Here is a 12,676-nt window from a genome sequence, read left to right as displayed (position 1 = left end):
CGGCAAATAGTTTTACTTTTTCACAACCCACGAACGCTAGCACCGTTATCATAAGCAGCCTATCTAATCCTGCTTCTCCGTGGACCTTTACCCATGTCTGAAAACCAGCGCCCCCTGGCGGTCACGCTGCAAGTTGTTTCCATCGTCCTGTTCACCTTTATCGGCTACCTGAATATCGGCATTCCCCTGGCGGTACTGCCCGGGTACGTCCACAGCGATCTGGGCTTCGGCGCAGTGATTGCGGGGCTCGTGATCAGCGTGCAATACCTGGCCACCCTGCTCAGCCGTCCCTACGCCGGGAAAATCATCGACAACAAGGGCAGTAAACTGGCGGTGATGTATGGCCTGGCCGGTTGCGGCTTGAGCGGCGTGTTCATGCTGATTTCGGCCTGGACCCAAAGCCTGCCGATGCTGAGCCTGATCAGCCTGTTCATCGGTCGCCTGGTGCTCGGCAGCGCGGAAAGCCTGGTGGGCTCCGGCTCCATTGGCTGGGGCATCGGCCGGGTCGGCGCGGCGAACACCGCCAAGGTCATCTCCTGGAACGGCATCGCCAGTTACGGCGCACTGGCGGTCGGCGCGCCGCTGGGTGTGTGGCTGGTCAGTCAGTTGGGCTTGTGGAGCATGGGTGTGAGCATTGTGCTGCTGGCGGCTTTCGGCCTGGTACTGGCCTGGCCGAAAACCGCCGCACCGATCGTGGTCGGTGAACGCCTGCCGTTCATGCACGTACTCGGGCGGGTACTGCCCCACGGCTGCGGCCTGGCGTTGGGCTCCATCGGTTTCGGCACCATCGCTACATTTATCACCCTGTATTACGCCACCCAACACTGGGATAACGCGGTGCTGTGCCTGAGCCTGTTCGGTGCCAGCTTCATCGGTGCGCGGCTGTTGTTCGGTAACCTGATCAATCGCCTGGGTGGCTTTCGCGTGGCGATTGCCTGCCTCTCGGTGGAAACCCTGGGCCTGTTGCTGCTGTGGCTGGCTCCGGATGCTCATTGGGCGCTGGCGGGTGCCGCGCTGAGCGGTTTCGGCTTCTCGCTGGTGTTTCCGGCGCTGGGAGTTGAAGCGGTCAACCTGGTGCCTGCCTCCAGTCGAGGCGCGGCGGTCGGCGCTTATTCACTGTTCATTGACTTGTCACTGGGGATCACCGGGCCATTGGCCGGCGCGGTGGCGGCGGGGTTCGGTTTTGCGTCGATCTTCCTGTTCGCCGCACTGGCCGCCCTCAGCAGTTTGATGCTCTGCATCTACCTGTACCGGCAGGCACCGAAACATCGCCAGACACGGGAAACCCGCTAGAAATCCACCTTGCCGCGCCCGGCCTTGATGTTGCCGCGTTTGCTTTTGGATTCAAGCCTGCGGGTCTTCGAACCGAGGGTTGGTTTGGTCGGGCGGCGTTTCTTCTCGACCTTGGTGGCGCTCAGGATCAGTTCGGTCAAACGCTCCAGCGCATCGGCACGGTTCTGTTCTTGGGTGCGGTATTGCTGGGCCTTGATGATCAACACGCCTTCGCTGGTGATGCGACTGTCGCGCAGCGCCAACAGCCGCTCCTTGTAGAACTCGGGCAAGGACGAGGCCGGTATGTCGAAGCGCAAGTGCACGGCGCTGGAAACCTTGTTGACGTTCTGCCCACCGGCGCCCTGGGCGCGAATGGCGGTCAACTCGATCTCGGCATCCGGTATCTGCACGTTGTTGGAAATCACCAGCATGGAAAATCACTTCCTCAGGACTATGTGACATCTAAACAAAAATGCCCGTATCTGACGATACGGGCATTTTTTGTTCAGCCAAAGCGCTTATTCAGCAGCCGGGGCCTCTGGCTTGCGGCGCTTGAGCGGAGCCATGCCGTCCTTGCTGACCAGGGAATCGCTCTTCGGTCGATTGACGCTCTTGCGCTTGGTCGGGGTCTTGGCGGCGACTTTTTTCTTGTCGCCCTTGGCGTCGGTCTTTTTCTTCTTCACGCCGACAGCCTTGCCCGAGGCCTTGACCTTTTTCGGTCCGCCGTAGGTGCCTTTGACTTCCTTGATGGTACGGCGCTCGAAGCTCTGCTTGAGGTAGCGCTCGATGCTCGACATCAGGTTCCAGTCGCCGTGGCAGATCAGCGAGATGGCCAGGCCATCGTTGCCGGCACGACCGGTACGACCGATACGGTGTACGTATTCGTCGCCGCTGCGCGGCATGTCGAAGTTGATCACCAGGTCCAGGCCGTCGACGTCCAGGCCGCGAGCGGCAACGTCGGTCGCCACGAGGATTTTCACCCCGCCCTGCTTCAGACGGTCGATCGCCAGCTTGCGATCCTTCTGGTCCTTGTCACCGTGCAGGACGAACGCCTTGTATTCCTGTGCCACCAGGCGGCCGTAGATACGGTCGGCCATGGCCCGGGTGTTGGTGAAGACGATGGCCTTCTGATAAGTCTCGTTGGCCAGCAGCCAATTGACGATCTGTTCTTTGTGCTGGTTGTGGTCAGCGGTGATGATTTGCTGACGGGTGGTTTCGTTCAACTGGCTGACCGCGTTGAGCTGCAAGTGCTCAGGGTTGTTCAGGACCTTGGCGACCATCTCGCGCAGGCCCGAACCACCGGTGGTGGCGGAGAACAGCATGGTCTGCTGGCGGTTGGTGCACTCGTCTACCAGACGCTGTACGTCTTCGGCGAACCCCATGTCGAGCATGCGGTCGGCTTCGTCGAGCACCAGCACTTCGACTTCCTTGAGGTCGAGGTTGCCGGCGTTCAGTTGCTCGATCATCCGGCCCGGCGTACCGATCAGGATGTCCGGCACCTTGCGCAGCATGGCAGCCTGGACCTTGAAGTCTTCGCCGCCGGTGATCAGGCCGGACTTGATGAAGGTGAACTGCGAGAAGCGTTCAACTTCTTTCAAGGTCTGCTGGGCCAGTTCGCGGGTCGGCAGCAGGATCAGGGTCTTGATGCTGACACGGATCTTGGCCGGGCCGATCAGGCGGTTGAGGATCGGCAAGACGAAAGCGGCGGTCTTGCCGCTGCCGGTTTGCGCCGTCACCCGCAGGTCACGCCCTTGGAGCGCCAGCGGAATAGCCGCTGCTTGCACAGGCGTCGGCTCGACAAATTTCAGTTCGGCCACGGCTTTGAGCAGGCGTTCGTGCAGGGCGAATTCGGAAAACACGGGTGCTACCTCGAAGAAATGCAAAAAATCAGCTGCATAGGGTAACGGTTTCGAGCGCGAAGGCCGAGTTTCTTTATGCAATCGACCGCAAACAGTGGCTTTTTTGTTGCCTGATTTGTCCCCAAACGTAATACAAAGCGTCTTAAATGCTCTAATTGCCCGTCGCGTCTTACAGAAGAATCGTTTCTCCCATGGATATCAAACAGCTCTGGCTCAACGCCCAAGACCTTTGGGGTGCCCTTGATCAGCACCCTCTCCTGCACGCCAGCCTGGCCCTGGTACTGTTGCTGGTGATCGCCCTGGTGCTCGGACGAGTGGCACGCTACCTGATCCTGCATGCCAGCCGAATGCTCGGTCGCCAGCCTGCCCTGCACTGGATCAACGACTTTCGCCACAACAAGGTCTTCCAGCGCCTGGCACAAATGACGCCGTCACTGGTGATCCAGTTCGGCCTGCACCTGGTGCCGGAGCTGAGTAAAACCGCGATGGTTTTTCTCGGCAACGTGGCACTGGCCTTCACCATTCTGTTCCTGGTGCTGTCCATCAGTGCCCTGCTCAACGCCTTGCTCGACATCTATGCCCGCACCGAACACGCCCGCACCCGCTCGATCAAGGGCTACGTGCAACTGGCAAAAATGGTCTTGTACGTGTTCGGCGCAATCATCATCGTCGCCACGCTGATCGACCGTTCGCCGCTGTTGCTGCTGTCGGGTCTTGGCGCCATGTCGGCAGTGATTCTGTTGGTCTACAAGGACACCTTGCTGTCGTTTGTCGCCAGCGTGCAGCTGACCAGCAATGACATGCTGCGGGTCGGCGACTGGATCGAGATGCCGCAGGTCGGCGCCGATGGCGATGTGGTGGACATCACCCTGCACACGGTCAAGGTGCAGAACTTCGACAAGACCATCGTTTCGATCCCGACCTGGCGCCTGATGTCCGAGTCGTTCAAGAACTGGCGCGGCATGCAGCAGTCCGGTGGCCGCCGGATCAAGCGCAGCCTGTTCATCGACGCCAGCGGCGTGCGCTTCATTCGCGATGATGAAGAGCAGAAACTGTCCCAGGTGCATCTGCTGACTGACTACATCAGCCGCAAGCAGGCTGAACTCAAGGCCTGGAATGAAGCCCAGGGCAATGTCGCGGCCATGTCGGCCAACCGTCGACGGATGACCAATATCGGAACATTCCGCGCCTACGCGCTGGCGTATCTGAAAAGCCATCCCGAGGTTCAGCCGAACATGACCTGCATGGTTCGGCAGATGCAGACCACGGCCCAGGGCATCCCGCTGGAAATCTACTGCTTCACCCGCACCACGGCGTGGGCCGATTACGAGCGGATCCAGGGGGATATTTTCGATTACTTGCTGGCGGTGCTGCCGGAGTTCGGCTTAAGCCTCTATCAGCAGCCCAGCGGTACGGATCTAAGGGCCGGGCTGTTACCGGCGGTGTTGGGTGCGAGCCATATCCCCGAGCCGGAAAAACACATCATGTAACCCCACGATCTCCTTGTGGGAGCGAGCCTGCTCGCGAAGACGGTGCATCAGTCGACATATCTGTTATCTGACACTCCGTCTTCGCGAGCAGGTCGCTCCCACAAGGGCTTAGTGTGCGACTGCAGGTTGGCGTATACCCAACCGACTGATCCACACCGCCATCAATATCACCGACCCGCCCAGCAGCAACCGTCCCAACTCTTCATGCTGGTTCCAGATCAGCAGATTGACCAGCAATCCCACCGGCACGTGCAGGTTGTTCATCACCGCCAGCGTCCCGCCATTGACCAGGCACGCGCCTTTGTTCCACCAATACAGCCCCAGCGCCGTCGAGACCAGGCCGAGGAACAGCAGCACGCCCCATTGCAACGGTGCTTCAGGCAGGAAGTTTTGTTTGCCGAACAGCAGGAACGCCGGCAACGCTACCGCCAGCGCACCCAGGTAGAAATAGCCGAAGCGCCGGTAATGCGGCAGGTCGCTCGGATGCCGTGCGACCAGGTGCTTATAGAGCACTTGTCCGGCGGCATAGGTGAAGTTGGCCAGCTGCAGCAGCAGGAACCCCATGAAGAAATCCGGGTTGATGCGATCAAAGCGAATCACTGCCGCGCCCGCCACCGCCACCAGCGCCGCGATCAACGCCCAGGGATTGAACCGGCGGTTCAACGCGTCTTCGATCAGGGTCACGTGCAACGGTGTGAGAATAGTGAACAGCAACACTTCCGGGACCGTCAGCACGCGGAAGCTCAAGTACAGGCAGACGTAAGTCACGCCAAACTGCAACGCGCCGATCAGCAACATGCCACGCATGAAAACCGGTTCCACCGAACGCCAGCGCGTCAGTGGAATAAACACCAGCCCCGCCAGCAATACCCGCACCAGTACCGCGAAGTAACTGTCGACATGGCCAGCCAGGTACTCGCCGATCAAACTGAAGGAAAACGCCTGGATCAGCGTGACAAAAAGTAGATAGCCCATGCTCGCCTCGTTTCGAATGGCGGCGAAGATAACGGGTTTTGTCATTCACTGCGAATCGTCAGACAGCATACAAATCTCTGTGGGAGCGAGCCTGCTCGCGAGGCGGGAGTGTCAGTCGACATCATTGTTGTCTGACCCACCGCATTCGCGAGCAGGCTCGCTCCCACAAGGGGTTTGTGTGCAATCAGAAAATAGCGGGCAAAAAAAAGCCCGATCTCGCAAATGCGTTCAATCGGGCTACGGCACTCAGGAGCAATAAGTGCAAAGGGAGGTTCGATGCGCGTACAGGCTTGAAGGGTTGCGCCAGGTCACTAGACCATCCAGCGATTATCTGGCGATTAACCGGTCAGGCAACTTGCGAAAGCCGGGCGTTCGCCTGGTTCAGACCTTTCTCCTGGAAGCCGCCGCCCAGGTTCATGCCTTCGGCGTGAATGAACGTGACGTCGTGGATGCCGATGAAGCCCATGACCTGACGCAGGTACGGTTCCTGGTGATCCGACGGGGCGCCGGCGTGGATGCCGCCGCGAGCAGTCAGGACGTAGGCACGCTTGCCGCTGAGCAAACCCTGGGGACCGGTTTCGGTGTACTTGAAGGTCACGCCGGCACGCAGCACATGGTCAAGCCAGGCTTTGAGGGTGCTCGGAATGGCGAAGTTATACATGGGTGCGGCCATCACCAGCACGTCGGCGGCCAGCAGTTCGTCGGTCAATTGGTTGGAGCGTTCCAGGGACAGCTGTTCGAGGTCGCTGCGCTGATCGGCGGGTTTCATCCAGCCGCCCAGCAGGTTGATGTCCAGGTGTGGCACCGGGTTGACGGCCAGGTCACGAACGGTGATTTGATCGTTCGGGTGCGCGGCTTTCCATTGGTTGATGAAGGTCTGGGTCAGTTGACGGGAAACTGAGTCTTGCTGGCGGGCACTGCTTTCGATGATCAGAACGCGGGACATGGGATGTAGGCTCCATCTGAGAATGCTGTAAGGCGATGGAGTGAAGGTTAAACAGTGTCGTATCGATCAAAAAGCGCAAATAACTGCTATAACCGATCAATAAATTCGTTTATAAGCGGAGCATGGCCGATGGGCCTGCTCCGCTGAGGGTCATTTCGGCTTGCAGGTCATGCTGATGTACAGCTTGATGATTTTGCGATTGAACTTGGCTGAGAGGTCGGCGCTTTTGCCGGCATCCAGATTGACCCTGCGGGTCTTGGGCGATTCCGGGCCATTGCGAAACACCACCGCGCACTCGGCAGCGGTATCACCGTAGTTGTTCAGGGTGATCGAGCCCAGATCGTAATCGGAGGCGTAGGTGGTGTAGTCGATCTTCAACCCATTGAGTTCTTTTTGTACATCGATCGGATAAGCAAACGCAGTCAGCGGCAACATCGCCAGCAGGACACAAACGATTTTTTTCATTCAGCAGTCTCCAATAAGAACTGCGCAGCTTAGGACAATAGGAGCCCATCATGAAAGCGCCCCGCGTGACCCTTGATCAATGGCGAACGCTTCAGGCCGTGGTCGACCACGGAGGTTTCGCCCAGGCCGCCGAAGCGCTGCACCGCTCGCAATCGTCAGTCAGCTACACCGTGGCGCGCATGCAGGACCAGCTCGGCGTGCCACTGCTGCGCATCGACGGGCGCAAAGCGGTGCTTACCGAAGCCGGTGGCGTGCTGTTGCGCCGGTCCCGGCAACTGGTGAAACAGGCCAGCCAGCTGGAAGATCTGGCCCACCACATGGAACAAGGCTGGGAAGCCGAAGTGCGTCTGGTGGTCGACGCCGCCTACCCCAGCGCCCGCATCGTCCGTGCGCTGACCGCGTTCATGCCGCAAAGCCGTGGCTGCCGGGTGCGGCTGCGCGAAGAGGTGTTGTCGGGTGTGGAAGAAGTGCTGCTCGAAGGCGTGGCCGACCTGGCCATCACCGGCTTCAGCATTCCCGGTTACCTGGGGGCGGAGTTGAGCGATGTCGAATTCGTGGCGGTCGCCCATCCGGAACACTCCCTGCACCGACTCAACCGCGAGCTGAATTTCCAGGACCTGGAAAGCCAGATGCAAGTGGTTATCCGCGACTCCGGTCGCCAGCAACCACGGGACGTCGGCTGGCTCGGCGCCGAACAACGCTGGACCGTCGGCAGCCTGGCCACCGCCGCGACCTTCGTCAGCAGTGGCCTGGGGTTTGCCTGGTTGCCGCGGCACATGATCGAACGGGAACTGCGAGAAGGTACGCTCAAGCTGCTACCGTTGGATCAGGGCGGTAGCCGCAACCCGAGTTTTTACCTGTATTCGAACAAGGACAAACCACTGGGGCCGGCCACACAGATCCTCATCGAACTGCTGCGCACTTTCGACACCGCGCCGCTGGACGCACCTTTCGCGGCCCCTGAACAAGCCTGACACGGAGTGTACCCATGGCCTATTTCGAACACGAAGGTTGTAACCTGCACTATGAGGAATATGGCCACGGCACGCCGTTGCTACTGGTCCACGGCTTGGGCTCCAGCACGCTGGACTGGGAAAAACAGATCCCCGCACTGGCCACGCGCTATAGGGTGATCGTTCCCGATGTGCGCGGTCACGGGCGCTCCGACAAACCCCGCGAGCGCTACAGCATCGCCGGTTTCAGCGCAGACCTGGTCGCACTGATCGAGCATTTGAACCTCGGGCCGACCCATTTTGTGGGCCTGTCCATGGGCGGCATGATCGGTTTTCAACTGGCTGTGGATCAGCCGCATCTGCTCAAGAGCCTGTGCATCGTCAACAGCGCGCCCGAGGTCAAACTGCGCAGCCGTGACGACTACTGGCAGTGGTTCAAACGCTGGAGCCTGATGCGCGTCCTCAGCCTGCGCACCATTGGCAAGGCCTTGGGTGGCAAGTTGTTCCCCAAGCCAGATCAGGCGGATTTGCGACAAAAAATGGCCGAACGCTGGGCAAAAAACGACAAACATGCTTATCTCGCCAGCTTCGATGCAATCGTTGGCTGGGGAGTTCAGGAACGACTTTCGAAAGTGTCCTGTCCAACCCTCGTCGTCAGCGCCGACCGTGATTACACACCGGTCGCACTGAAGGAAAACTACGTAAAACTGCTGCCCGATGCGCGGCTGGTCGTGATTGCCGACTCCCGTCACGCCACCCCGCTGGACCAGCCCGAACGCTTCAACCAGACACTGCTCGAGTTTCTCACCGCAGTCGATACCACCACACTCAGGATCACTGACCCATGCTGAAAAAAATCGCCCTCGCCGCCGGCTCCGTTCTGTTTGCCGCCAACCTGATGGCGGCAACGCCTGCCAAGGCGCCGCATGTGCTGCTGGAAACCACCAACGGCCAGATCGAAATCGAACTGGACCCGGTCAAGGCCCCGATCAGTACCAAGAATTTCCTTGAGTACGTGGACAGCGGCTTCTACAACAACACGATTTTCCACCGCGTGATTCCGGGCTTCATGGTCCAGGGCGGCGGGTTCACCCAACAAATGCAGCAAAAGGAAACCAAGGCGCCGATCAAGAACGAGCACAAGAACGGCCTGGTCAACGTTCGTGGCACCTTGTCCATGGCGCGCACTTCGGTGCCGGATTCGGCCACCAGTCAGTTCTTCATCAACGTCAAGGACAACGATTTCCTTGACCAGGGTGACGGCTACGCGGTGTTCGGCAAAGTGGTCAAGGGCATGGATGTGGTCGATATCATCGTCAACTCGCCAACCACCGTGCGCGGCGGCATGAAGGATGTACCGGCCGACCCGGTGTTCATCAAGTCGGCCAAGCGCATCGACTGAGACTAAGCTGGCCAGGGATGTCCGAGCGTTTGCCGGTTTGACCGGCAACGCTCAAACCGTTGAAGGAGTACCCGTTCGCGGGTGAAAAACCGATGCTTTATCGCCGTTTTGAAAAACTGATCGACATCTTTCGCGACGCCCCGACTGCCGCACCGCCGGACCGGGTCCTGCCTTTCTATACCTATTACCTCAAGCAGGTTTGGCCGAGTTTCGTTGCCCTGCTGATCGTCGGTCTGTTCGGCGCGCTGATTGAAGTGGCACTGTTCAGCTACCTGAGTCGCATCATCGACCTGGCCCAGGGCACTCCAAACGCCGACTTTTTCAAGGAACACGGCGTTGAACTGGCCTGGATGGTGGTGGTGGCGCTGATCCTGCGCCCGGTGTTCGTCGGCCTGCATGACTTGCTGGTGCACCAGACCCTGAGCCCCAGCATGACCAGCCTGATCCGCTGGCAAAACCACAGTTACGTGCTCAAGCAGAGCCTGAATTTTTTCCAGAACGACTTCGCCGGACGCATCGCCCAACGCATCATGCAAACCGGCAACTCCCTACGCGATTCAGCGGTGCAAGCGGTGGATGCGCTGTGGCACGTGCTGATCTACGCCATCAGTTCGCTGGTGCTGTTCGCCGAAGCCGACTGGCGCCTGATGATCCCGTTGCTGACCTGGATCGTCGCCTTTATCAGCGCCCTCTACTACTTCGTACCACGGGTCAAGGATCGCTCGGTGGTTGCCTCCGATGCGCGCTCCAAACTCATGGGGCGGATCGTCGATGGCTACACCAACATCACCACCCTGAAGCTGTTTGCCCACACCAACTTCGAACAACAGTACGCCCGCGAAGCGATCAAGGAACAAACCGAAAAAGCCCAGCTCGCCGGTCGTGTCGTCACCAGCATGGATGTGGTCATTACCAGCATGAACGGCCTGTTGATCGTCTGCACCACCGGGCTGGCGCTGTGGCTGTGGACGCAATCGCTGATCACCGTGGGCGCGATCGCCCTGGCCACCGGGTTGGTGATCCGGATCGTCAACATGTCCGGCTGGATCATGTGGGTGGTGACCGGCATCTTCGAAAACATCGGCATGGTTCAGGACGGTTTGCAGAGCATCTCGCAACCGGTCAGCGTCACTGACCGCGACCAGGCCCAACCCTTGGCCGTGGCCCGTGGCGAAGTGCGTTTCGAGGACGTGGACTTCCACTACGGCAAGCAGAGCGGGATCATCGGCGGGCTCAACCTGACGATCAAACCCGGTGAAAAGATCGGCCTGATCGGTCCATCCGGCGCCGGCAAGTCGACGCTGGTCAACCTGCTGCTGCGCCTGTACGACGTGGAGGGCGGGAAAATACTCATCGATGGCCAGAACATTGCCGACGTCAGCCAGGAAAGCTTGCGCGAACGTATTGGCATGATCACCCAGGATACGTCCCTGCTGCATCGCTCGATCCGCGACAATCTGCTGTATGGCAAACCCGACGCCACCGACACCGAACTCTGGGAAGCGGTGCACAAGGCGCGGGCCGATGGTTTCATTCCTACCCTGTCGGACGCCGAAGGCCGCACCGGCTTCGATGCTCACGTCGGTGAACGCGGGGTGAAACTCTCCGGCGGCCAGCGTCAGCGGATCGCCATTGCCCGCGTGTTGCTCAAGGACGCGCCGATCCTGATCATGGACGAAGCCACGTCGGCACTGGATTCGGAAGTGGAAGCGGCGATCCAGGAAAGCCTGGAAACCCTGATGCAGGGCAAAACCGTGATCGCCATCGCCCACCGGCTCTCGACCATCGCCCGCATGGACCGCCTGGTGGTGCTGGAAAACGGCAAGATCGCCGAAACCGGCAGCCACGCCGAACTGCTGGCCCATGGCGGTTTGTATGCGCGGTTATGGCAGCACCAGACAGGTGGGTTTGTCGGAATCGACTAGATTCGGAGTTCACATAAAACCTGTGGGAGCGAGCCTGCTCGCGAAGGTGGTGTATCATCTGACAAATTTGTTTTCTGACACTTCGTCTTCGCGAGCAGGCTCGCTCCCACAGGGTTAGTGATCCCCGATCACTCCTGCCGATAGGGCAACGCCGTCCGCGCATCCTCGGCATACGCCAGCACCCCAACCCGTTCCTGATGCAGGAAGTCCTTGACTGCGGCCTTCAGCCCGGGGTGGCGCAGGTAATGCCAGGAATGGGTGATCACCGGTTCAAACCCGCGGATCAATTTATGCTCACCCTGGGCGCCGGCATCGAAGCGCTGGAAGCCGTTGGCAATCGCATAGTCCATGCCCTGGTAGAAACAGGTTTCGAAGTGCAGGCGGTCGAACTCCGCCAGACTCCCCCAGTAACGACCGTAAAAACTGTCTCCCCCCACCAGACTGAACGCCATCGCCACCGGCCGTGAACCTTGTTTGGCCAATACCACGCGAATCGAGTGCGGCATGCGCTCGGCCAGCAAGCTGAAAAACGCTCGCGTCAGGTAAGGCCTTTGCCGACGCACCGCGTAGGTATTGGCGTAGCAGGCATAGACAAAATCCCACTGTGCCTGGGTCAGTTGCCGACCTTCAAGCCATTCGAATTCGAAGCCCTGCCCCGCCACTTGCTCGCGCTCCTTGCGCATCTGTTTGCGTTTGCGCGAACTCAGGGCGTCGAGGAAATCCTGGAAGTCCCGATAGTCGCGATTCTGCCAATGGTACTGACAGCCGATGCGTTGCAACCAACCCGGTTGTTCGGCCAATGCCGCATCGGTGAACGGGTCGGTGAAGTTGATGTGGGCACTGGAGAGTTGTTCGATCTCCAGATAGCCCGGCAGGCTTTTCAACAGTTCGAAGCCGTCCTCGACGCTGGCTGCCAGCAAACGCGGGCCGCTGACCGGGCTGAATGGCACGGCGGTCAAGAGTTTGGGGTAGTAATCGATACCGGCACGCTCACAGGCATCAGCCCAGGCGTGATCGAACACGTACTCACCGTAGGAATGCCATTTACGGTAGCTGGGCAGTGCGGCGATCAGTCGATCGCCTTCGACATGCAGCAAATGTTCAGGCTGCCAACCGGAATGGGGACCGACGCTACCACTGTCCTCCAGCGCGCTGAGGAATGCGTGGCACAGAAACGGCTGATTCTCGGGCACCAGGGCGTCCCACGTGTGCGGGACGATTTCGGACAGACTTTGCAGGCGTTGCAACGGCATCACCATCCTCACTCATTCATGGCGTGAAAGCCTCGCGAGTATCGCGCATCGCCATCCATTGCACACGATCAAATCGACGACAGCGCTCTAGCTCAATAGTTCGCGAAGACTTCGTATCGTCATCGACATGCCATCA

The 12,676-nt window shown here is 59.5% G+C and carries 11 protein-coding genes and 1 pseudogene; 6 read left to right on the top strand and 6 right to left on the bottom strand.

The annotated features are described in order from the left end of the window. Positions 1-93: 93 nt before the first annotated feature. Complete coding sequence (locus ACW9HW_RS05190; protein WP_095195742.1) at positions 94-1,293, top strand: MFS transporter; 1,200 nt, start codon at positions 94-96, stop codon at positions 1,291-1,293. Here ACW9HW_RS05190 and arfB read toward each other — a convergent pair. Continuing rightward, entirely contained in the window at positions 1,290-1,703 is a 414-nt protein-coding gene (arfB, locus tag ACW9HW_RS05185; protein WP_095195743.1) for an alternative ribosome rescue aminoacyl-tRNA hydrolase ArfB, read from the bottom strand. The two genes, ACW9HW_RS05190 and arfB, sit on opposite strands and share 4 nt — an antisense overlap. 87 nt (positions 1,704-1,790) lie before the next feature. Further along, entirely contained in the window at positions 1,791-3,131 is a 1,341-nt protein-coding gene (locus tag ACW9HW_RS05180) for a DEAD/DEAH box helicase (RefSeq protein WP_095195744.1), read from the bottom strand. A 191-nt stretch (positions 3,132-3,322) separates the two neighbouring features. Between ACW9HW_RS05180 and ACW9HW_RS05175 the strand changes: the two genes are divergently transcribed. After that, positions 3,323-4,621, top strand: coding sequence for a mechanosensitive ion channel family protein (locus tag ACW9HW_RS05175; protein ID WP_137805362.1), 1,299 nt, complete (start codon positions 3,323-3,325; stop codon positions 4,619-4,621). Positions 4,622-4,729: 108 nt separating this feature from the next. On the opposite strand, the gene ACW9HW_RS05170 is transcribed toward ACW9HW_RS05175, so the two are convergent. From ACW9HW_RS05170 to ACW9HW_RS05160, 3 genes are all read right to left on the bottom strand, one after another. Then, on the bottom strand, positions 4,730-5,596 hold the full coding sequence (locus ACW9HW_RS05170) for a carboxylate/amino acid/amine transporter (RefSeq protein ID WP_457398787.1): 867 nt from the start codon (positions 5,594-5,596) through the stop codon (positions 4,730-4,732). A gap of 346 nt (positions 5,597-5,942) precedes the next feature. Further along, complete coding sequence (locus ACW9HW_RS05165) at positions 5,943-6,542, bottom strand: FMN-dependent NADH-azoreductase (RefSeq protein WP_095195747.1); 600 nt, start codon at positions 6,540-6,542, stop codon at positions 5,943-5,945. A 150-nt stretch (positions 6,543-6,692) separates the two neighbouring features. Continuing rightward, positions 6,693-7,007, bottom strand: a complete 315-nt coding sequence (locus ACW9HW_RS05160) for a 3-phosphoglycerate kinase (RefSeq protein ID WP_207266663.1) — start codon at positions 7,005-7,007, stop codon at positions 6,693-6,695. Positions 7,008-7,057: 50 nt separating this feature from the next. Between ACW9HW_RS05160 and ACW9HW_RS05155 the strand changes: the two genes are divergently transcribed. The 4 genes and pseudogenes from ACW9HW_RS05155 to ACW9HW_RS05140 all read left to right on the top strand — a co-directional run bounded on the left by ACW9HW_RS05155 (position 7,058) and on the right by ACW9HW_RS05140 (position 11,287). Then, positions 7,058-7,981, top strand: a complete 924-nt coding sequence (locus tag ACW9HW_RS05155) for a LysR family transcriptional regulator (RefSeq protein WP_095195749.1) — start codon at positions 7,058-7,060, stop codon at positions 7,979-7,981. A 14-nt stretch (positions 7,982-7,995) separates the two neighbouring features. After that, positions 7,996-8,801: pseudogene (locus ACW9HW_RS05150) on the top strand (alpha/beta fold hydrolase). 3 nt (positions 8,802-8,804) lie between these two features. After that, positions 8,805-9,362, top strand: coding sequence for a peptidylprolyl isomerase (locus tag ACW9HW_RS05145; protein WP_095195751.1), 558 nt, complete (start codon positions 8,805-8,807; stop codon positions 9,360-9,362). Between the two features lie 92 nt (positions 9,363-9,454). Then, positions 9,455-11,287, top strand: a complete 1,833-nt coding sequence (locus ACW9HW_RS05140; RefSeq protein ID WP_095195752.1) for an ABC transporter ATP-binding protein — start codon at positions 9,455-9,457, stop codon at positions 11,285-11,287. Between the two features lie 128 nt (positions 11,288-11,415). Here the strand turns inward: ACW9HW_RS05140 and ACW9HW_RS05135 are convergent, their stop codons facing one another. Further along, complete coding sequence (locus tag ACW9HW_RS05135; protein ID WP_457398784.1) at positions 11,416-12,540, bottom strand: GNAT family N-acetyltransferase; 1,125 nt, start codon at positions 12,538-12,540, stop codon at positions 11,416-11,418. Between the last annotated feature and the right edge of the window lie 136 nt (positions 12,541-12,676).

The organism is Pseudomonas sp. SDO5532_S415 (genome assembly GCF_054071155.1).
The sequence above is the reverse complement of the archived record's forward strand: the minus strand, read 5'-3'. Positions and strand labels throughout refer to the sequence as shown.